The following is a 19,912-nucleotide window of genomic DNA, read 5'->3' on the forward strand; positions in this document are numbered from 1 at the left end:
TTCTGACTTTGGGGAGGGCCACTGATGCCTGAGCAACTGGCGTTTACGATCGAGGTCTTTCTCAACGGGCTGATGGCCGGGGTGCTTTATGCGCTCGTCGCCCTTGGCTTCGTGCTGATCTATAAGGCTTCGGGCATCTTTAACTACGCCCAGGGCGTCATGGCGCTTTTCGCCGCGCTGACGTTGGTGGGGGTTATGGAAGGGCAGGTGCCCTTCAGCCATCTGATCAATGCGATCCTCGGCACCGAAGTGCATCACTTCGGCTGGCATGTGCCTGCCTTCCTTGCCATCGCGCTGACCATGGTCGTGATGATCGTGCTGGCCTATTGCGTGCAGCGTTTCGTGTTCCGCTACCTCGTGGGGCAGGAGCCGATCATCCTCTTCATGGCGACCATCGGTCTGGCCTATTTCCTCGAAGGGGTGGGCGACCTGATGTGGGGGTCCGAGATCAAGACGCTCGATGTCGGCTTGCCGCAGGGCATCAACGTCTGGATCGATGAATTCACCTTCAACGCCACCGGCTACGGCTTTTTCATCGACAACCTCGACATTGTGGCCTCCGTGGTCGCCGCGATCCTTGTGATCGGGCTGGTGATGTTCGCGCAATACACCAAACAGGGCCGCGCCATGCGGGCTGTGGCGGACGACCACCAAGCCGCGCTGTCGGTCGGGGTTTCGCTGAACTTCATCTGGATTCTGGTCTGGTCGCTGGCGGGTTTCGTGGCGCTGGTCGCGGGGATCATGTGGGGGGCGAAATCGGGCGTGCAGTTCTCGCTCTCGCTCATCGCGCTGAAGGCGCTGCCGGTGCTGATGCTGGGCGGTTTCACCTCGATCCCCGGCGCGATTGTCGGTGGGCTGATCATCGGCGTGGGCGAGAAACTGTTCGAGTTCCTGATCGGTGCCCCCTTCCTGGGCGGCGCGACCGAGAACTGGTTCGCCTATATGCTGGCGCTCGTCTTCCTCGTCTTCCGCCCACAGGGCCTCTTTGGGGAGAAGATCATTGAACGGGTTTGATCAAGGCTTGGATACAGGCGCGGTGCGCGGCGAGCGCGCACCCTACGGGGCGATCACTGGCATCGCAGTGCAAATGACTACCGCAGAAGGGAAATCTGTCTAATGTTCTATCGTGAAGCGGGCGATTTCAACACGTCCTACGCCCAAGACCAGCAGACCTTCCCGATCAAATTCGACCGGTATCGCTACTATCTGGTGCTTTTCGTCGCGATCTTTGTCATTCCCTTCATGGTCAATGACTACTGGGTGAACTCGCTGTTCCTGCCCTTCCTGATCTACGCCATCGCGGCGATTGGTCTGAACATCCTCGTGGGCTACTGCGGGCAGGTCAGCCTCGGCACCGGCGGTTTCATGGCGGTGGGGGCCTATTCCTGCTACAAGCTGATGACCGCGATGCCGGATGTGAGCATGTTCATCCACATCCTGCTGGCCGGGTTGATCACCGCGGCTGTGGGGGCGCTCTTTGGCCTGCCGAGCTTGCGGATCAAGGGCTTCTACCTTGCCGTGGCAACGCTGGCGGCGCAGTTCTTCCTTGTCTGGCTCTTCAACCGGGTGCCGTGGTTCTACAACTACTCCGCCTCCGGTCAGATCAGCGCGCCCGAGCGGGACACCTTTGGCATCCTGATCACCGGCCCCAATACCGAAGCCTGGGCGACCTATATGTTCTGCCTGATCTTCACCATCGGCTCGGCGCTGGTGGCGCGCAACCTGACGCGCGGCTCGGTGGGGCGCAAATGGATGGCGATCCGCGACATGGACATCGCCGCCGAGATCATCGGGGTGAACCCGCTGCGCGCCAAGCTCACGGCCTTTGCGGTCAGCTCCTTCTTCATCGGCATCTCAGGCGCGCTCTTCTTTGCGATCTACTTGGGCGCGGTCGAGGTCGGCGAAGCCTTTGGCATCACCAAATCCTTCCTGGTGCTCTTCATGATCATCATCGGGGGCTTGGGCAGCATCTTCGGCAGCTTTGCCGGCGCCGCCTTCCTTGTGCTGCTGCCAGTGCTTCTCAAGATCGTGGGCGTGGATTGGCTGGGCTGGCCCACCGACATCGTGGCGCATTTGCAGCTGGTGATCGTGGGCGGGCTGATCGTGGTCTTCCTGATCGCCGAACCGCATGGGCTTGCCCAGCTCTGGCGCGTGGCCAAGGAAAAACTGAGATTGTGGCCCTTCCCGCATTAAGCGGGGGCCATGAAAATTGAGGCGGGGGGAGGAAACCCGGCCCAAAACCCAAGTCGGACAATCCAAGGGAGGAAACACCGATGAAATATAAACTGGGAACACTGGCCGTAGCGGGTCTGATGGCTGCAAGCCCTGTGATGGCGGACCTTGTCTTTCCATCGCTGAGCTACCGTACCGGACCCTATGCGGCGGGGGGCATCCCCTTTGCCGACGGCTATGCCGATTATTTCACCCTGCTCAACGAGCGTGACGGTGGCATCGGCGGCGAGAAAATCCGGGTGCCGGAATGCGAGACCGCCTATAACACCGAAAAGGGCGTGGAATGCTACGAATCCACCAAAGGTGACGGCGCCTTGGTCTATCAGCCGCTGTCGACCGGCATTACCTACCAGTTGATTCCCAAAGTCACCGCCGATGACATCCCGATGCTGACCTCCGGTCTGGGCCGCACCTCGGCGAAGAACGGTAATGTCTTCAGCCATGTCTTCAACTTCCCTGCCAACTACTGGGATGGCGCCTCGGTCGCGATCAAACACATCATGGAGCAGGAGGGCGGCAGCCTTGAGGGCAAGAAGATTGCGCTGGTCTATCACAACTCCGCCTATGGCAAGGAGCCGATCCGCACCCTGCAAGAGCTGAGCGAGAAGCACGGTTTCGAGCTGAAGGAAGTGCCGGTCGATCACCCCGGTCAGGAGCAGAAGTCGCAGTGGCTGCAAATCCGCCGCGACAAGCCTGACTATGTGATCATGTACGGCTGGGGCGTGATGAACCAGGTCGCGGTGCAGGAAGCCGCCAACATCCGTTTCCCGATGGACAAATTCATCGGCATCTGGTGGTCCGGTTCTGAAAACGATGTGCTCTCGGCAGGGGCCAAGGCGGATGGCTATAAGGCGCTGACCTTCCACAATGTCGGCTCTGACTATCCGCTCTATGACGATCTGCAAAAACATGTCATCGACGCGGGCAAAGCCGCCGGTGCGGGCGATCAGGTCGGTTCGGTGCTCTATAACCGGGGTCTCTATGCCGCGATGCTGGTCGCCGAGGCCGCCAAAACCGCGCAGGAAATCCACGGCGTGACCGACATCACCGGCGGCCAGATGCGCGACGGGATGGAGCAGCTTGAGATCACCGAAGAGAAGATGGCCGAGCTTGGTCTGCCGGACTTCGGGCCGGAATTCTCGGTCTCCTGCGAAAACCACGGCGGCGAAGGCTATGTGGCCGTGACCCAATGGGATGCGGAGGCCAAGGAATGGAACCTCGTGTCGGACTTCATGCAGTCTGACCAAGAGGTGATCCAGCCGCTGATCGAAGAAGACAGCAAAGCCTATGCGGATGAAAACGCCATCGAAGGCAACTGCAACTAAACCCTGCTCCCGGCTGCCCTTTACGGGGTGGCCGGGGACTTTCCCAAGCCCCAAGAAAGGTCCTTCCCATGCTGGATGCTGCCAACACCAATGACGTCGCAGTCGAAAACCTGCTTGAGGTCAATAATATCGAGGTGATCTACAACCACGTCATCCTCGTGCTGAAGGGCGTGAGCCTGAATGTGCCCAAAGGCGGGATCACCGCGCTTCTGGGCGGCAATGGCGCGGGCAAGACGACGACGCTCAAGGCGATCTCGGGGCTGCTGGCCTCTGAGCGCGGCGAGGTTACCAAGGGGTCGATCAAATACCGCGGCGGCGCGATTCAGCACCAAGACCCGGCCGAGACCGTGAAGAAAGGTGTCGTGCAGGTCATGGAAGGCCGCCATTGTTTCGAGCACCTGACCATCGAGGAAAACCTGCTGACCGGCGCCTATACGCGCTCCGATGGCAATGCCGCGATCCAGCGCGACCTTGAGATGGTCTATGATTATTTCCCCCGCCTGAAAGAACGCCGCCGCTCGCAGGCCGGCTATACCTCGGGCGGTGAGCAGCAGATGTGTGCCATTGGCCGCGCGTTGATGTCGCGCCCCGAGACGATCCTTCTGGACGAGCCGTCGATGGGCCTTGCCCCGCAGCTGGTGGAGCAGATTTTCGAGATCGTGAAATCGGTCAACGAACAGGAGGGCGTGACCTTCCTGCTGGCCGAGCAGAACACCAATGTCGCCCTGCGTTTCGCGCATTACGGCTACATTCTGGAATCGGGCCGCGTGGTGATGGACGGCCCTGCCAAGGACCTGCGCGAGAACCAGGACGTGAAGGAATTCTACCTCGGCATGTCCGACGAAGGCCGCAAGAGCTTCCGCGACGTGCGCAGCTACCGCCGCCGCAAGCGTTGGCTGAGCTAAGCCCGGACCAAAGTAAGACCCAAGACGAGACATGAGCGGGGCTATGCCCTCTCCGGTGATGCCAAACAGGAAAGTGACAGGGATGCTGACCAAGCCCCATTTCGACGAACTGGAAACCCGCAGCGCCGCGGCGCGTGCCGCTGATCTGGCCGCGGCGCTGCCGCAGCAGATCGCCCGCGCGCAGGCGCTGCCGGGCTATGGCGAGAGCCTCAAGAATGTGGACCCGGCCAAGATCACCTCGGCCGAAGCCTTGGCCGATCTGCCCGTGCTGCGCAAATCGGAACTGGGCAAGGCGCAGGCGGGCCAAGCGCCTTTCGGCGGTTTCACCACCAAGCCGGTGACCGAGTTCTCCCATGTCTTCCAATCCCCCGGGCCGATCTATGAGCCGTCGAGCAACGCGCCCGACTGGTGGCGCATGGGGCGCTTCCTGCATGCCGCTGGCATCGGCGCGGGCGACGTGGTGCACAATTGCTTTGGCTACCATCTGACTCCCGCGGGCATGATCTTTGAGAGCGGCGCGCGGGCCGTTGGCGCCACCGTGCTGCCTGCCGGCACCGGCCAGACCGAGCTACAGGTCACCGCCGCGCGCGATGTGGGCTCGACCGCCTATGCGGGCACGCCGGATTACCTCAAGGTGATCCTGGAAAAGGCCGATGCCATGGGTGTCGCGTTGAAAATCACCAAGGCGGCTGTCGGCGGCGGCGCGCTTTTCCCCAGTCTGCGGGCCTATTACGAAGAGCGCGGCATCACCTGTCTCCAATCCTATGCCACCGCCGATCTGGGCAATATCGCCTATGAAAGCCCGGCGATGGAGGGGCTGATCGTGGACGAGCAGGTCATCGTCGAGATCGTCACCCCCGGCACCGGCATCCCCGTCGCCCCGGGCGAGGTCGGTGAGGTCGTGGTCACCACGCTGAACCCCGACTATCCGCTCATTCGCTTTGCCACCGGCGACCTGAGTGCGGTCCTTGAAGGCGAAAGCCCCTGCGGGCGCACCAACATGCGCATCAAGGGCTGGATGGGCCGGGCCGACCAGACCACCAAGATCAAGGGCATGTTCGTGCGCCCCGAACAGGTGGCGGCGCTGGTCGCACAGCATGAGGAGATCGAAAAGGCCCGCGTCATCGCCCGCCGGGAAGGCGAGGCCGATGTGATGACGGTGCAGATCGAGACCCGCGGAACGGATAAGGACAGCTATTCGAAATCGGTGGCCGATCTGCTCAAGCTGAAAGGGACGGTCGAACTGGTGGCCCCCGGCTCTCTGCCGCGGGACGGGCTGGTGATTGAGGACCAGCGCAGCTACGACTGAGGCGCAGCGTCGCGCCCTCTGGCATTTCCGAGTGAAATGGTCGAAATAGGGCGCATGACGCTGAACGCTGCCCCCACCGACACCACCCAACCGCCCCGCGCCCGCGACGGGCTGCGCGTGCTTTCCGCCGTGGCGCTGACCGTGGCCGCTTTCTGCGCGCTGCCGATGCTCGCGGTGCTGATCGCAGCATTGAGCGGCGGCACGGAGACGGTGCAGCATCTGATCGAAACGGTGCTGGGACGCTATACGGTGACGACGCTGTTGCTGGTGCTGCTGGTCTCTGCCGGGACATTCGCGCTCGGGGTCGGTGCGGCGTGGCTGGTCACGATGACCCGCTTTCCCGGCGCGAAGTTTCTGGAGATCGCGCTGGTGCTGCCCCTGGCCTTTCCGGCCTATGTGCTGGCCTATGCCTATACCCATGTGCTGGATCACCCCGGCATCGTTCAGGCGACCCTGCGCGATGTGACCGGCTGGGGGCCGCGCGATTACTGGTTCCCCGAGATTCGCTCGCTGGGCGGCGCGGCGGCGATGCTGGTCCTGGTGCTCTACCCTTACGTCTATCTGCTCGCCCGCGCCGCATTCTTGCAGCAAAGCGGGACGACTTTCCTCGCCGCCCGCGCGCTCGGCTCCAGCGCCTGGGCCGCGTTTTTCAAAGTCAGCCTGCCGCTGGCGCGGCCCGCCATTGCCGGGGGTGTCTTGCTGGCGGTGATGGAGACCATCGCGGATTTCGGCACCGTGGCCTATTTCGGCGTGCAGACCTTTGCCACCGGCATCTACACCAGCTGGTTTTCCATGTTCGACCGCGCTGCCGCGGCGCAGCTGGCGCTTTGCCTGCTGAGTTTCGCGCTGCTGCTGGCGATGCTGGAACGGGCGCAGCGCGGCAAGGCGAAATATCACGATCCGGCCCGGCGCGCGCAGTCGGCGCCGCCTTCGGAGCTGAAGGGCTGGCGGGCGGCGGCGGCGATTGTGCTCTGCGGCGTGCCGGTGCTCTTTGGCGCGGTGCTGCCGGTGGTGATCCTTGTGACCATGGGGCTGAATTCCGAGCAAAGCCTGTTCAGCCCGCGCTACCTCGGCTTTATGCGCAACTCGGTGACGCTGGCGGGCGTGGCGGCGGTGTTGACCGTCTTTGCGGCGATCAGCGTGGGCTTTTTCCGGCGGCTGCGGCCCGGGCGGGTCTCGCAAAGTGCCGCCTATGTGGCGCGGCTGGGCTATGCGGTGCCGGGCGGGGTGATCGCGGTCGGGCTGCTGGTGCCTTTCGCAGCCTTTGACAATGCGCTGGATGCTTGGATGCGGGCCACTTTTGACATCTCCACCGGGTTGCTGATCACCGGGTCGATCTGGCTTTTGGTGCTGGCCTATCTGGTGCGCTTTCTGGCCGCGGCGCTTGGCGCCTATGAGGGCGGGCAGGCGATGGTGCATGCGAATATGGACGCCGCCGCGCGGTCCTTGGGGCAGACGCCTCTGGGGACGCTGCGGCGGGTGCATCTGCCAATTCTCGCGCCGAGCCTGCTGACCGCGCTGCTGATCGTCTTTGTCGATGTGATGAAGGAACTGCCCGCGACGCTGATCATGCGGCCGTTCAACTACGACACGCTGGCGGTGCAGGCCTACCGTTTGGCGAGCGATGAGCGGCTCAACGGGGCGGCGGTGCCGAGTTTGGTGATCGTGGCCATGGGGCTGCTGCCGGTGATCTTGATCTGTCGGCAGGTGGGAAGGCAGCGGTAGAGAACGAAGGCCAGCGCCTGCCCGCGGGTCGGCGATCCGACGGGCGGTTCCTGCCACTTTATGCCTCAGCCATGAAGTGCGTTCGCATTGTCACCCCTAGCCTCACCCAATCGCCTACCCGTCGCACCAGAGGTGCGCCGTTATTGATCGGCACGCCTTTGGCGTGACGGGGCGGGCAGGCGATGGCCCGGCGCCTGCGGCTTGTCTCGGGCTGGGGTGGCAGTGTTGCCCGGCGATAAGGGCGATGCCCGGCGTGCCGCTGGGCGGGCGCTCGTGGGAAACGCAGCGCATAAAAAAAAGGCGGGCTCGAAAGCCCGCCTCCTGCGCGATTGCCGTTTGGCTTATTCCCAGCCGACCGTGTTGAAGATCTTCTGCGCGGTGCCGATGTTCTCGGCCACATCCGACAGGTTCACGTCATCGGCTTTGAACTCACCCAGCTGCTTCACGCTATCGGCCAGTTCCACACCTTCCACCGTCGGGAACTCATCGTTGCCGGCCGAGAAATACTGCTGCGCCTGATCCGAGGCGAGATACTCAAGGAACTTCACCGCATTCTCGCGGTTGGGCGCGTTCTTGGCCACACCACCGCCCGAGAGGTTCATATGCGCGCCATTGCCCTCTTGGTCTGGCCAGATCAGGCCGATCTTGTCGATCTCGGCCGAGACGCCGTCCACATCGGTGCGGATCGCGCGGGCGAAGTAGTAGCTGTTGGAGACCGCGATGTCGCATTCACCCGAGACGATGCCGCGCAGCTGGTCGGTGTCGCCGCCCTGCGGTGCGCGCGCCATATTGTCGACCACGCCCTGCGCCCATTCGGTGGCGGCTTCTTCGCCCTCATGGGTCACGATGGAGGCCAGCAGCGTCTGGTTGTAAGTGTTGGTCGAGGAGCGGATGCAGACCTGACCCTTATAGGCCGGATCGGCGAGGTCCATATAGGTCGCGGGCGGATTGTCGAGCGCTTCCTTGTTGTAGAAGATGATCCGCGCCCGCTGGGAGAGGCCGAACCACTGGTTGTCGTCGTCCTGAAGGTTGCCGGGGATGCGCTCTTCGAGCGTGTCGCTTTCGACGGCTTGCAGCAGACCCATGTCTTTCGCGCGTTTCAGGCGGCTGGTGTCGACGGTCAGCAGCACATCGGCAGGGGAGTTCGCGCCTTCGGCTTCCATACGGGCCAGCAGTTCGTCGGCCTTGCCTTCGATGCGGTTGATGGTGATGCCGGTGGCTTCGGTGAAGTCGGTATAGAGCCGCTCGTCGGTGTCATAGTGACGTGAGGAGTAGAGGTTCAGCTCGCCATCGGCCAGCGCGGGCAGCGCCAGCGACATCAGCGCGGCGACAGCAGTGGAAGTCTTGGAAAGGGTCATAGGGAGATCCTGTTTCGTGAAGTTTTAACTCGACTGAAACAGTAAGAAACAGATTTGCCGGAGCTGTGCAACCAATTCTGATAAATTTAGTCAGAAACCCCCGGCCGCTCGGGCCGGGGGTCGGGTGTTCAAGCGTTTTCGCCGATCTTATCCAGGGTTTTCGTATCAAAGTCGCTGGCATCATGCCGCTCATGAAGCTGCATCGAGAGGTCATCGCCAAAGGCGCGGTTCACCATCCGGCCCCGGGTGACGGCGGGGCGGGAATCAATCGCCTTGGCCCACCGCATGACGTTCTTGTAAGATGCCACATCCAGGAACTCCGCCGCGGAATAGAGCCGGCCCAGCACCAATTGACCGTACCAGCTCCAGATCGCCATATCGGCAATGGAATATTCGTCGGCGAAATACTCGTGCTCGGCCAGATGCTTGTCCATCACGTCCAACTGGCGCTTGGCCTCCATCGCGAAACGGTTGATTGGATATTCGAACTTCTCCGGGGCATAGGCATAGAAATGGCCAAAGCCGCCGCCAAGGTAGGGCGCGCTGCCCATCTGCCAGAAGAGCCAAGACAAGGCTTCGGTGCGCCGGGCCGGGTCCTGGGGCAGGAAGGCGCCGAATTTCTCGGCCAGATACAGCAGGATCGCCCCCGATTCGAAGACCCGCTGCGGGGTCTCGCCAGAGCGGTCCATCAGGGCCGGGATTTTCGAGTTGGGGTTCACCTCGACGAAGCCCGAGCCGAATTGATCGCCCTCGGAAATGTCGATCAGCCAGGCGTCATATTCCGCGCCCTTATGCCCGGCAGCGAGCAGTTCTTCGAACATGACGGTCACTTTCACCCCATTGGGTGTGGCCAGCGAGTAGAGCTGGAACGGGTGTTCGCCCACGGGCAGGTCCTTGTCATGGGTCGCCCCGGCGATGGGTCGGTTGATGCTGGCGAATTTGCCGCCGCTTTCTGCGTCCCATTCCCAAACCTTGGGCGGGGTGTATTCGGAAGTGTCCGACATGCTGATGTTCCTTATTCTTCGGGTCTGCACAGTAGTTGGGGCTTTGTGCAGCGCTTGCAAGCGCGGCGCCACAACGAAAAAGGCCGCCCCCAGAGGGAACGGCCTTTTAAATCGAAGTGCTGCGCGGCTCAGCCCTGACGGGCTTTGAACCGGCGCTGCGTTTTGTTGATGACATAAACGCGGCCTTTGCGACGCACAACACGGCAATCGCGATGCCGATTCTTGAGCGAGCGGAGCGAATTGCGAACCTTCATAGGTGGTCTCCTCATGTCGTGGCGCGGGCCAGCGCCTGGGTTGCGGGCAACCCGCCAAAGGCGGGTCGGTGAATAAATGGTGGGCGATACTGGGATCGAACCAGTGACCCCTTCGATGTCAACGAAGTGCTCTACCGCTGAGCTAATCACCCACTTTTCAGCGTTTCCAAATCGGCCCCAAACATAAATGGGGCGCGAAATTTCGCGCCGTTGAGGTGCTATAAAAGGAGTCGGCGGGAGGATCAAGGGCTTTTGACGCGGAATAAACACGCTATGTTCGACTTAGAGGAATTTATTATGCCAATGACCGCTTTCGAAGTTCTCCGCCCGGACCGCAACCTGTCTTGCGTGGTCTTTGCCTCGCCGCATTCCGGGCGCGATTATGCCGGGTCTTTCCTGCGGCGCACGGTCTTGGATGAACATGCGATCCGGTCCTCGGAAGATGCCTTTGTCGATCTGCTCTTTGACTGCGCGCCGCGCTATGGGGCCAGTTTCATCCGGGCGGGCGCGCCGCGGGCCTTTCTGGACCTGAACCGCGCGCCCGAGGAGTTGGACCCGGCGGTCATCGAAGGGGTCGCACGGCAGGGACATAACCCGCGCGTCGCCTCTGGCCTTGGGGTGATTCCGCGGGTGGTGGCAAACGGGCGTGCGATCTATCGCGGCAAGCTCAGCCGAAGTGAGGCCGATCTGCGGATCGAGCAGTATTGGCGGCCTTACCATGCGAAATTGCAGGAATTATTGAGCCAAGCGCATCAGCGCCATGGGCAGGCGGTGCTGATTGATTGCCATTCGATGCCGCATGAGGCGATGGACGGTGTGGCGCGCGGCGGGATGCGCCGCCCCGATGTGGTCTTGGGCGACCGTTTCGGCGCGGCGGCGGGGGGCGAGGTTGTGGACCGGGTCGAGGCCGCCTTTGCCGCGGCGGGCTTTGTCGTAACGCGCAATTCGCCCTTTGCTGGGGCCTATATCACCCAGGCCTATGGCCGCCCGTCGCGCGGCCAGCACGCGGTGCAGGTGGAGATCGACCGGGCGCTTTATATGAATGAACGGCTGATTCGCCCCAACGGGGATTTCGAAGCGGTTCAGGCCGCGTTGCAGCGTGTGGTGGCCGAGGTGGCGCAGATCGGGCAGGGGCGGATACCGCTCGCAGCGGAATGATCAGCGCAGGGCGCGGCCTTTGAGAATCGCCTTTTCGCCAAAGCGGCTGCGGATACTGTCGGCCGCCCGTTCCGCCCGGCCCCGTTGTGCCGCCCCGGGGTCGAGCAAATCGCCGCCCAGATCCGCCCCCTCGGCGCCCGATAGGTCCGACAGGCCGACACCGATCAGCCGGTAGGCACTGCGGTGCTCGACCTGATCAAAGAGCGCCCGGGCGGTGCGGTAGATGCGATCGGCCAGTTGGGTCGGATCATGCAACGACAGGCGGCGCGAAAGCAGCGAATGGTCGGCGCGTTTGAGTTTGAGCGTCACCACACGCCCGGCCATATCCTTGGCCTTGGCGCGGTCCGCGACCTTTTCCGCCAGGCGCCATAGGTGGCCGTCGAGGATCTCGGCGTCGCCCGTGTTGTCGGAAAACGTCGTCTCATTGCTGATCGATTTCACCGGCCGGTGGCGCGAGACCCGGCGTTTGTCCTGCCCCCGCGCCAGATGCCACAAGCGGTCACCCATGCTGCCAAAGCGGGCGATGAGGTCGGTATGTTCCCAGCGAAGCAGGTCTGAAAAGCTGCGAATGCCTGCCGCTTCCAAGGCGCTTTGCGTGGCGGCGCCGACGCCCCAGATCAGCCCCACGGGTTTGTCGCGCAGAAAGGCCCCGGTTTCCGCCTCTCCGATCACCGAAAACCCATGCGGCTTGTCGAGGTCAGAGGCGACTTTGGCCAGAAATTTATTGTGGCTGAGCCCGATGGAGCCGGTGAGCCCCAATTCGGTCTTCATCCGCCGCACCAGCCGGGCCAGCATCACGGCAGGGGGCTTGCCATGCAGCCGCGCGGTGCCGGTCATGTCGAGAAAGGCTTCGTCGAGCGACAGCGGCTCGATCGCCGGGGTCAGCTCCTCCATCATCGCGCGGATCGCGCGGGAGGCTTCGACATAGGCTTCCATACGCGGTTTGATAATCACCGCGTCGGGGCAGAGCTTGAGGGCCTGGAACATCGGCATGGCCGAGCGCACGCCGCGAATGCGTGCGACATAGCAGGCGGTCGAGACCACGCCGCGCCGTCCCCCGCCGATGATCAACGGTTTGCCCGCCAGTTCCGGATTGTCACGTTTTTCGACCGAGGCGTAGAAAGCGTCGCAATCCATATGCGCGATGGAGAGGTCGAACAGCTCGTCATGAGACAGCATCCGGGGGCTGCCGCAGAGCGGGCAGCGCCGCGCCGGGGCGGACTCGTTCAAACAATCACGACAGAGGGTGGCCATGGGAACACCAAAGAGGCAAGGGTAGGGCAGGACATAACCAATTGGCAGGGTTTTGAACATGGGGTTTGAGCATGGGGTTTGATGGCGCGAAGCTGGCGCTCTATCTCGGCGACTGTCTGGCGGTGATCCTGCGCGATGACCGGCCCGGGCTGCCCTTTCCCGGCCATTGGGATCTGCCCGGCGGCGGACGCGAAGGCGATGAGACCCCGCTCGCCTGCGCGCTGCGCGAATGTCAGGAGGAGTTGGGCCTCGCGGTGCCGGAAGAGGCCGTGATCTGGCGCGCGCCCTTTGACGAGGCGGGGCGGACCAAATGGTTCTTTGTGGCCCGTCTTCCGGAACGCGCGACAGCGGATATCGTCTTTGGCGACGAAGGCCAGCGCTGGAGCTTGATGACCGAGGATGCGTTTTTGAGCCATCCCCAGGCGGTGCCCGCCTTTCAGGACCGTTTGCGGGTCTATCTGAGCGGCGATCCGGGGGGCGGGTAAGGCTTGAAGTAAAGGTCCCCCGCCTGTGTCAGCGGGGGGAGGTGACGAACATCAGGAAGCACCAGTTCGTCGGGGAGTATCACCTGAGATCAGCATAGCATATTTTGCGGAGTCCGCCTATCGGCGATGTTTTCGGGCAGGCCCATGCGGGTCACCTGTGGTGCGTTTGCTACAGGCGGCGGCGGGGGCGCTGTTATTGCTGCGAAAATTCCGCCAGCACGGCGCGCGCCGCGGCGGCTGGGTCCTTGGCCTGCCAGATCGGGCGGCCCACGACGATATGATCCGCCCCATCCGCGATGGCCTGACCGGGCGTCGCTACCCGTTTTTGATCGCCCAAAGCGGCCCCCTGCGGGCGCACGCCGGGGGTGACGATCAGCCTGCCGTTTGCTTCGGGCAGGGCGCGGATGGTCGCGGCCTCTTGCGGGGAGGCAATGACCCCATCGGCCCCGGCGTCGAGTGCGCGTCCGGCGCGGGTCTGCACCAGATCACCAATATCACCGGGCTGGATCAGGGCCGCGTCCAGATCGGCGCGGTCCAGCGATGTCAGGATGGTGACGGCGAGGATCTTCATATTGGTCCCAGCGGCCCCCTGTTTTGCCGCCGCCACGACATGCGGATCGCCATGGACGGTCAGGAAATCAAGGTCGAACTGCGCCAGGCCGCGCACCGCCGCTTCGACCGTGGCGCCGATGTCGAAGAGCTTCATGTCGAGGAAGATGCGCTTGCCGTGTTCCTGCTTCAGCTCATTGGCCAGGGCCAGCCCGCCGCCGGTCAACATGCCCAGGCCGATTTTGTAAAAGCCCACGGCGTCGCCCAGTTTCTCGGTCAGCTCTAGCCCGGCCACCGCATGGGGGACATCAAGGGCGACAATCAATCGGTCATCGGACATGCGGGGGGCTCCTGCCATATTTACAAACGGCTTTGACCTACGCCGCAGCGCGGGGCGAGTCCATCATATTGACCGGCATGGGGGCGCAGAGCGCGAAAAAAAGGCCCGAACGCGCAGGATGCGGGTCCGGGCCAGTGTTCAGAGACTTAGCAGGCAGGCACTGGTCTCTGGTATGCGGATCGCCACATCGGGACAGATGAGGTGGCGGCAGGTCCGCAGGATACCGCGCAGCAGGCAGACGCTGCGCGGAACGGTCAGGCTGCGTCGCGACCGGAAAAGTGCATGACTTCTTCCAGCCAGCGCAGCGGGTCAAAGCTGCGGCGTCCGGCCCGCTGGGCGGGGACGTGGCGCAGGACTTCGGAACTCAGGCCGCGCCCTTGGGCGTGGCGGCGAAGCGCTTGGCGGCGCAGGCCGTCAGCGGCATCGTTGAATGACATGGTGATCGGGGCGTCGATGGCGCAGGCGTATCGACGCTTTTGTTTGCCGTCCTGCACGGTAACAAGCGCTTCGAAACACTGGTTTGCCGCATTGTAGAGGACGTCGGTCATCTGGATCGGGCGCGTCTGCATCGTTTCACCTCATGTGCTCGTTAGAACCGGGCAGGTTGGTATGATTCCTGCTCTCTTCTGGGGGACCAACGCGAAAGGTCGTAAAATGGTTTCAATTGACAAGAATAGTATGTGGATAAAGCAATATTTGCTAACGATTACAATAACATATTTATGTAAAAATATTGCATAATTTTGCCTTATTCTTGCCGCATTGGCGGAAAATGACCGATCAGGCGGGATTTGATAGGCCAATTATTGCGCGTTTGGAGCAGCTTACCGCTCTTGAACGCGCCACGCTCCCTCCCCAAATTAACCGCGAGGCTCAGACCGCTGCGTGCCACAAACGGGCGCGGCATATTAGAGCGCTTGTAGAAAAGGAGAACGCCCATGGACTTGAGTAAGTTCACGGAAAGATCGCGCGGTTTCATTCAGGCTGCGCAGACGATTGCCACTCGGGAAAGCCATCAGCGGCTGGCACCCGAACATGTCCTCAAAGCCTTGTTGGACGATGACCAAGGTCTCGCACGCAATCTGATCGCGGCATCCGGCGGCGACGGGGCGCGTGTGATGCAGGCTTTGGAACTGGCGCTTGGCAAGATCCCGAAAGTTACCGGGGGCGCGGCGCAGGTTTATCTTGACGGTACGACAGCCAAGGTGCTGGCCGAGGCCGAGGCGATGGCCAAGAAAGCGGGCGACAGTTTCGTTACTGTCGAGCGTATTCTGACGGCGCTTTGCATGGTGAAATCCGGCGCGAAAGCCGCATTGGAAGCCGGTAAGGTCACCGCCCAAGGGCTGAACACCGCCATTAATGACGTGCGCAAAGGCCGTACCGCCGACAGTGCAACGGCAGAGGATGGCTATGAGGCGCTTGAGAAATACAGCCTCGATCTGACTGCTCGCGCGGAAGAGGGCAAAATCGACCCGATCATTGGCCGGGACGAGGAAATTCGCCGCGCCATGCAGGTGCTGAGCCGCCGGACCAAGAACAACCCGGTGCTGATCGGCGAACCGGGGGTGGGTAAAACCGCCATTGCCGAAGGTCTGGCGCTGCGGATCGTGGATGGTGACGTGCCCGAGAGCCTGCGCAACAAGCGTCTCTTGGCGCTCGACATGGGTGCGCTGATCGCCGGTGCGAAATACCGGGGTGAGTTTGAGGAACGGCTGAAAGCCGTGCTGACCGAGGTCACCGAGGCCGCGGGCGAGGTGATCCTTTTCATCGACGAGATGCACACGCTGGTCGGTGCCGGCAAGGCCGATGGCGCGATGGATGCGTCGAACCTGCTGAAACCTGCGTTGGCGCGGGGCGAGCTGCACTGTGTCGGTGCCACCACGCTCGAAGAATACCGCAAATACGTTGAGAAGGACGCAGCGCTTGCGCGGCGCTTCCAGCCGGTGATCGTGCAGGAGCCGACGGTGGAAGACACGGTCTCGATCCTGCGTGGTATTAAAGAGAAGTATGAGCTGCACCACGGTGTGCGCATCTCTGACACCGCGCTGGTCGCGGCGGCGACGCTGAGCCATCGCTACATCACCGACCGTTTCCTGCCCGACAAGGCGATCGACCTGATGGACGAGGCGGCGAGCCGTCTGCGTATGGAAGTCGACAGCAAGCCCGAGGAACTGGATGCGCTGGACCGTCAGATCCTGCAGCTTCAGATCGAGGCCGAAGCGCTGAAGAAGGAAGACGATGCCGCATCGCAGGATCGGTTGGAGGCTTTGCAGAAAGACCTGAGCGATCTGCAAGACCGCAGCGCCGAGATGACAGCGCAGTGGCAGGCCGAGCGTGACAAACTGGCCGGCGCGCGTGACATCAAGGAGAAGCTGGACCATGCGCGGGCCGAACTCGACATCGCGAAACGCGAAGGTAACCTCGCGCGTGCGGGCGAGCTATCCTATGGCGTGATCCCGCAGTTGGAGCGTGACCTTGAAGAAGCCGAGGGCCGGGAAGACGATATGATGGTCGAAGAGGCCGTGCGCCCGGATCAGATCGCCAGCGTAGTTGAGCGTTGGACCGGCATCCCGGCAGGCAAGATGCTCGAAGGCGAGCGCGACAAGCTGCTGCGGATGGAAGAGCAGTTGCATGATCGGGTGATCGGTCAGAACGCGGCTGTGAAAGCGGTGGCCAATGCGGTGCGCCGGGCGCGGGCCGGGCTGAACGACGAGAACCGCCCCTTGGGCAGCTTCCTCTTCCTCGGGCCGACCGGTGTGGGTAAGACCGAGCTGACCAAGGCGGTGGCCGAGTTCCTCTTTGACGACGACAATGCGATGGTGCGCATCGACATGTCGGAGTTCATGGAGAAACATGCCGTGGCCCGTCTGATCGGTGCCCCTCCGGGCTATGTCGGCTATGACGAAGGCGGCGTGCTGACCGAAGCGGTGCGGCGCCGGCCCTATCAGGTCGTGCTCTTTGATGAGGTCGAAAAGGCGCATCCGGATGTCTTCAACGTGCTCTTGCAGGTGCTTGATGATGGTGTGCTGACCGATGGTCAGGGCCGCACGGTCGATTTCAAGCAGACGCTGATCGTGCTGACCTCGAACCTTGGCGCGCAGGCGCTGAGCCAACTGCCCGACGGCGGCGACATGGCGGCAGCCAAACGCGATGTGATGGACGCGGTGCGGGCGCATTTCCGGCCCGAGTTCCTGAACCGTCTGGACGAGACGATCATCTTCGACCGTCTGGGCCGTGCGGATATGGACGGGATCGTCGATATCCAGATGGCGCGGCTGCTCAAGCGGCTGGCGGGGCGGAAGATCACGCTCGATCTGGATGAGGCCGCGCGCAAATGGCTGGCCGATGAGGGCTATGATCCGGTCTTCGGGGCGCGCCCCTTGAAACGGGTGATCCAGCGCACCGTGCAGGACCCGCTGGCCGAGATGCTGCTGGCCGGGGATGTGAAGGACGGCGATACCGTCACCGTCCGCGCCGGGGCCGATGGGTTGATCATCGGCGATCAGGTCGCCGCGTCGAACCGGCCCAAGCCGGATGATGCCACGCTGCATTAAGTGCTAAGAATTAGATAGGGCCGGGTTTTCCGGCCCTTTTTCATATCGACGGGTGGTAAGGTCTGCGCCCACTGCTGCGCGGCGCTATTGTCCAATCGCCTCTTTCACGATCTCATCCAGCAGGCTCTGCACCTCCTGCATCGGCCCCTCCGGGAAGGCGCGATAGCCGACGGTCACCTCTGCGCTGTCCGGCAGTTGCATGACGAAGATATCATAGGGGCAGAAGCCGAGGTTCATCGGGTCCGCCTCCATCACCTTGCGCGACAGCGAGGCCGAGCAGAAGCTGAAGACATCCGCCGCCTCAAACACCTTCACCTCCGAGCCGACATCCGCCGCGGTGCGCTCCAGCATATCCCCCACATGGCTCACATTCTCGGGCACCAGCCCCAGGTTCAGGATCGCATTCTCAACCCCAAAGGTCACATCGTCAAAACTCTGGTCGGTGGTATAGGTGACCATATCCTCCGCGTGGGCGGCACTGGCCATGAGGGCGGCGGCAAAGATGAAACGGACCATATCGGCACTCCTTTGGATAACGGCGCCTGACATTCCGGTGTGCTGGCTGAAATCCGGGTGAAAGGATTTGGTCCAGCCTGCGGCGGGCGCTAGCTTTCTTGAGTATAGTAGGGAGCGCGCAAATGGCCAATCGCTGGATCAATCAACTGACCGAGAGGGACGTGACCGAGGAGGCGGCCTATCTGAACCGCCGGCAAATCATCGGCGGCGCGGCGGCGGGCTTGGCTCTGATGGCGCAGGGGGCCGGGGCGCAGGAGGCGCTGACCCCCAGTGAGTGGGAGGACATCACCCAATACAATAACTACTATGAGTTCGGCACCGACAAGGGCGACCCGGCGCGATATGCCGGCGCGCTGACCACCGCGCCCTGGACGTTGCGCATCGACGGCCTGGTCGACAGGCCCGGCGACTATGCGTTCGAAGACATTATGAAGGCAATGACCATCGAGGAGCGCATCTACCGGCTGCGCTGTGTCGAGGCCTGGTCGATGGTGGTGCCATGGAACGGGTTTGAGCTGGCCGATCTGTTGAATATGGCAGGCGTACAGTCTGGCGCGACATACGTGGCCTTCGAGACCGCCTACCGCCCCGAGGAAATGCCCGGTCTGCGCTTTCCGGTGCTGGACTGGCCCTATGTCGAGGGCCTGCGGCTGGACGAGGCGATGCATCCGCTGACCATTATGGCGACCGGCATCTATGGGCGCGACATTCCAAACCAGAACGGCGCGCCGCTGCGTTTGGTGGTGCCGTGGAAATACGGGTTCAAATCCATCAAATCCGTGGTCCGCGTTACCCTCACCGACAGCCAGCCCCCGACCAGTTGGAACAAGGCCGGCCCGCGCGAATACGGGTTCTATAGCAATGTGAACCCCGAGGTGAGCCACCCGCGCTGGTCGCAAGCCGATGAGCGCCCCATCGGCGGCGGGCTTTTCGCGCGGCGGCAGCCGACGTTGATGTTCAACGGCTATGCGGAGGAGGTGGCGGGGCTTTACGAGGGTATGGATCTGACCGCGAATTTCTGATGGGTGACACATTATATATGCAGCGGGTTTTTCACCGCGCGATAGAGGCAGCGCATGTCGCAGGGCGGGGCACCTGATGGCGGGTTTTGTCGATAGGCTGAACAGCGCCATGCGCCGCCTGCCGGTCTGGCCCCTCTATCTGCTGCTCAGCCTGCCGATCCCGTGGTTCTTCTACCTGGGGCTGACCGGCGGTCTGGGTCGCGACCCGGTCAAAGGGTTGGAGCATCTCTATGGTCTCTGGGCCCTGCGCCTTCTGATCCTTGGCCTCGCCATCTCCCCGCTGCGCCGCGGGGCCGGGTTGAACCTGCTGCGCTTTCGGCGCGCCATCGGGGTGATGGGCTTCATCTATGTTCTGGCGCATCTCTTGGTCTGAGCCGTGCTTGACGTGCAATCGGTCGCGCGGGTCTGGGCCGACATCCTAATGCGCCCCTATATCACCATCGGCATGGCGGCTTTTCTCTGCCTGATCCCCCTCGCGGTGACGTCGAACAACTGGTCCCTGCGCAAACTCGGTGCGCGCTGGCGCAAGCTGCACCGGCTCACCTATGCCGCCGCGCTCTTGGCCGGGCTGCATTTCGTCTGGTTGGCGAAAGGGTTTCAACTGGAGCCGCTGATCTACGCCGCCGTGATTCTGGCGCTGCTGCTCTACCGGGTGCCGCGCAGATGGATCCGGCAAAGAATCTCGCCCGCGCGGTGAGGCGGATTCGCCGCCGAGTCGCGCGATTTCGGGGGGCGAGTCGGGCGAAAATGGCCTTTCGCCTGTGGATAAGTGGTTGCGGTAACAGAAACGCCCGGATCGCCGAGGCGCCGGGCCGATAATTGTCACCCCGCCGTCGCGGTAACTCGCTGATTATCAACGGTATTTCATAAAGCGCCAAGAAACCGCACAAAAGGTCGAAAAAGAGCTTGCGGGTTCTGCGTG

At 62.6% G+C, this 19,912-nt stretch carries 17 protein-coding genes, 1 tRNA gene and 1 pseudogene; 11 read left to right on the forward strand and 8 right to left on the reverse strand.

Annotated elements, in window-relative coordinates; all coding sequences use genetic code 11:
• The first annotated feature begins 24 nt into the window (after window positions 1-24).
• The 6 genes from AB4M76_RS00265 (at window position 25) to AB4M76_RS00290 (ending at window position 7,496) form a co-directional block, all read left to right on the forward strand.
• Window positions 25-1,014 carry a branched-chain amino acid ABC transporter permease gene (locus AB4M76_RS00265; protein WP_368439860.1) on the forward strand — a complete coding sequence of 330 codons (990 nt, stop codon included), beginning with the start codon at window positions 25-27 and terminating at the stop codon, window positions 1,012-1,014.
• 102 nt (window positions 1,015-1,116) lie between these two features.
• Window positions 1,117-2,193 carry a branched-chain amino acid ABC transporter permease gene (locus tag AB4M76_RS00270; protein WP_368439861.1) on the forward strand — a complete coding sequence of 359 codons (1,077 nt, stop codon included), beginning with the start codon at window positions 1,117-1,119 and terminating at the stop codon, window positions 2,191-2,193.
• Window positions 2,194-2,273: 80 nt separating this feature from the next.
• Complete coding sequence (locus tag AB4M76_RS00275; RefSeq protein WP_368439862.1) at window positions 2,274-3,557, forward strand: ABC transporter substrate-binding protein; 1,284 nt, start codon at window positions 2,274-2,276, stop codon at window positions 3,555-3,557.
• Window positions 3,558-3,625: 68 nt separating this feature from the next.
• Window positions 3,626-4,462: an ABC transporter ATP-binding protein gene (locus AB4M76_RS00280; protein ID WP_368439863.1), complete on the forward strand. Its 837-nt coding sequence runs from the start codon at window positions 3,626-3,628 to the stop codon at window positions 4,460-4,462.
• Between the two features lie 82 nt (window positions 4,463-4,544).
• Window positions 4,545-5,771 (forward strand): phenylacetate--CoA ligase family protein, encoded by a 1,227-nt coding sequence (locus AB4M76_RS00285; RefSeq protein ID WP_368439864.1) that lies wholly within the window; start codon window positions 4,545-4,547, stop codon window positions 5,769-5,771.
• Between the two features lie 54 nt (window positions 5,772-5,825).
• The gene (locus AB4M76_RS00290; protein WP_368439865.1) at window positions 5,826-7,496 is read left to right on the forward strand and encodes an ABC transporter permease; all 1,671 of its coding nucleotides are present in this window, start codon (window positions 5,826-5,828) and stop codon (window positions 7,494-7,496) included.
• Between the two features lie 341 nt (window positions 7,497-7,837).
• On the opposite strand, the gene AB4M76_RS00295 is transcribed toward AB4M76_RS00290, so the two are convergent.
• The 4 genes from AB4M76_RS00295 to AB4M76_RS00310 form a co-directional block, all read right to left on the reverse strand.
• On the reverse strand, window positions 7,838-8,854 hold the full coding sequence (locus tag AB4M76_RS00295) for a Fe(3+) ABC transporter substrate-binding protein (RefSeq protein ID WP_368439866.1): 1,017 nt from the start codon (window positions 8,852-8,854) through the stop codon (window positions 7,838-7,840).
• Between the two features lie 128 nt (window positions 8,855-8,982).
• Window positions 8,983-9,858, reverse strand: a complete 876-nt coding sequence (yghU, locus tag AB4M76_RS00300; protein WP_368439867.1) for a glutathione-dependent disulfide-bond oxidoreductase — start codon at window positions 9,856-9,858, stop codon at window positions 8,983-8,985.
• A gap of 128 nt (window positions 9,859-9,986) precedes the next feature.
• A complete protein-coding gene (gene ykgO, locus AB4M76_RS00305; RefSeq protein WP_093743680.1) occupies window positions 9,987-10,127 on the reverse strand; it encodes a type B 50S ribosomal protein L36 in 141 nt (46 codons plus the stop codon).
• Window positions 10,128-10,189: 62 nt separating this feature from the next.
• Window positions 10,190-10,264: transfer RNA gene (locus AB4M76_RS00310), tRNA-Val, on the reverse strand.
• Between the two features lie 145 nt (window positions 10,265-10,409).
• Between AB4M76_RS00310 and AB4M76_RS00315 the strand changes: the two genes are divergently transcribed.
• Entirely contained in the window at window positions 10,410-11,270 is an 861-nt protein-coding gene (locus AB4M76_RS00315) for an N-formylglutamate amidohydrolase (RefSeq protein WP_368439868.1), read from the forward strand.
• On the opposite strand, the gene AB4M76_RS00320 is transcribed toward AB4M76_RS00315, so the two are convergent.
• A complete protein-coding gene (locus AB4M76_RS00320; protein ID WP_368439869.1) occupies window positions 11,271-12,524 on the reverse strand; it encodes a DNA polymerase IV in 1,254 nt (417 codons plus the stop codon).
• 71 nt (window positions 12,525-12,595) lie between these two features.
• On the opposite strand from AB4M76_RS00320, the gene AB4M76_RS00325 reads away from it, so the two are divergent.
• On the forward strand, window positions 12,596-13,009 hold the full coding sequence (locus AB4M76_RS00325) for an NUDIX hydrolase (RefSeq protein ID WP_368439870.1): 414 nt from the start codon (window positions 12,596-12,598) through the stop codon (window positions 13,007-13,009).
• 193 nt (window positions 13,010-13,202) lie between these two features.
• Here the strand turns inward: AB4M76_RS00325 and pyrF are convergent, their stop codons facing one another.
• Window positions 13,203-13,898 carry an orotidine-5'-phosphate decarboxylase gene (pyrF, locus tag AB4M76_RS00330; RefSeq protein ID WP_368439871.1) on the reverse strand — a complete coding sequence of 232 codons (696 nt, stop codon included), beginning with the start codon at window positions 13,896-13,898 and terminating at the stop codon, window positions 13,203-13,205.
• Between the two features lie 254 nt (window positions 13,899-14,152).
• Complete coding sequence (locus AB4M76_RS00335; protein WP_368439872.1) at window positions 14,153-14,467, reverse strand: orotidine 5-phosphate decarboxylase; 315 nt, start codon at window positions 14,465-14,467, stop codon at window positions 14,153-14,155.
• A 369-nt stretch (window positions 14,468-14,836) separates the two neighbouring features.
• Here AB4M76_RS00335 and clpB point away from each other — a divergent pair, with 369 nt between their 5' ends.
• Window positions 14,837-17,452 (forward strand): ATP-dependent chaperone ClpB, encoded by a 2,616-nt coding sequence (clpB, locus tag AB4M76_RS00340; protein WP_368439873.1) that lies wholly within the window; start codon window positions 14,837-14,839, stop codon window positions 17,450-17,452.
• Window positions 17,453-17,536: 84 nt separating this feature from the next.
• Here the strand turns inward: clpB and AB4M76_RS00345 are convergent, their stop codons facing one another.
• On the reverse strand, window positions 17,537-17,968 hold the full coding sequence (locus AB4M76_RS00345; RefSeq protein ID WP_368439874.1) for a DUF302 domain-containing protein: 432 nt from the start codon (window positions 17,966-17,968) through the stop codon (window positions 17,537-17,539).
• Between the two features lie 122 nt (window positions 17,969-18,090).
• Here AB4M76_RS00345 and msrP point away from each other — a divergent pair, with 122 nt between their 5' ends.
• The gene (gene msrP, locus AB4M76_RS00350; RefSeq protein ID WP_368439875.1) at window positions 18,091-18,990 is read left to right on the forward strand and encodes a protein-methionine-sulfoxide reductase catalytic subunit MsrP; all 900 of its coding nucleotides are present in this window, start codon (window positions 18,091-18,093) and stop codon (window positions 18,988-18,990) included.
• 76 nt (window positions 18,991-19,066) lie between these two features.
• Window positions 19,067-19,687, forward strand: a pseudogene (gene msrQ, locus AB4M76_RS00355) (protein-methionine-sulfoxide reductase heme-binding subunit MsrQ).
• The last annotated feature ends 225 nt before the right edge of the window (window positions 19,688-19,912 follow it).

This window comes from Sulfitobacter sp. PS-8MA (assembly GCF_040933935.1).
In the GTDB taxonomy this organism is placed as follows: Bacteria; Pseudomonadota; Alphaproteobacteria; order Rhodobacterales; family Rhodobacteraceae; genus Sulfitobacter.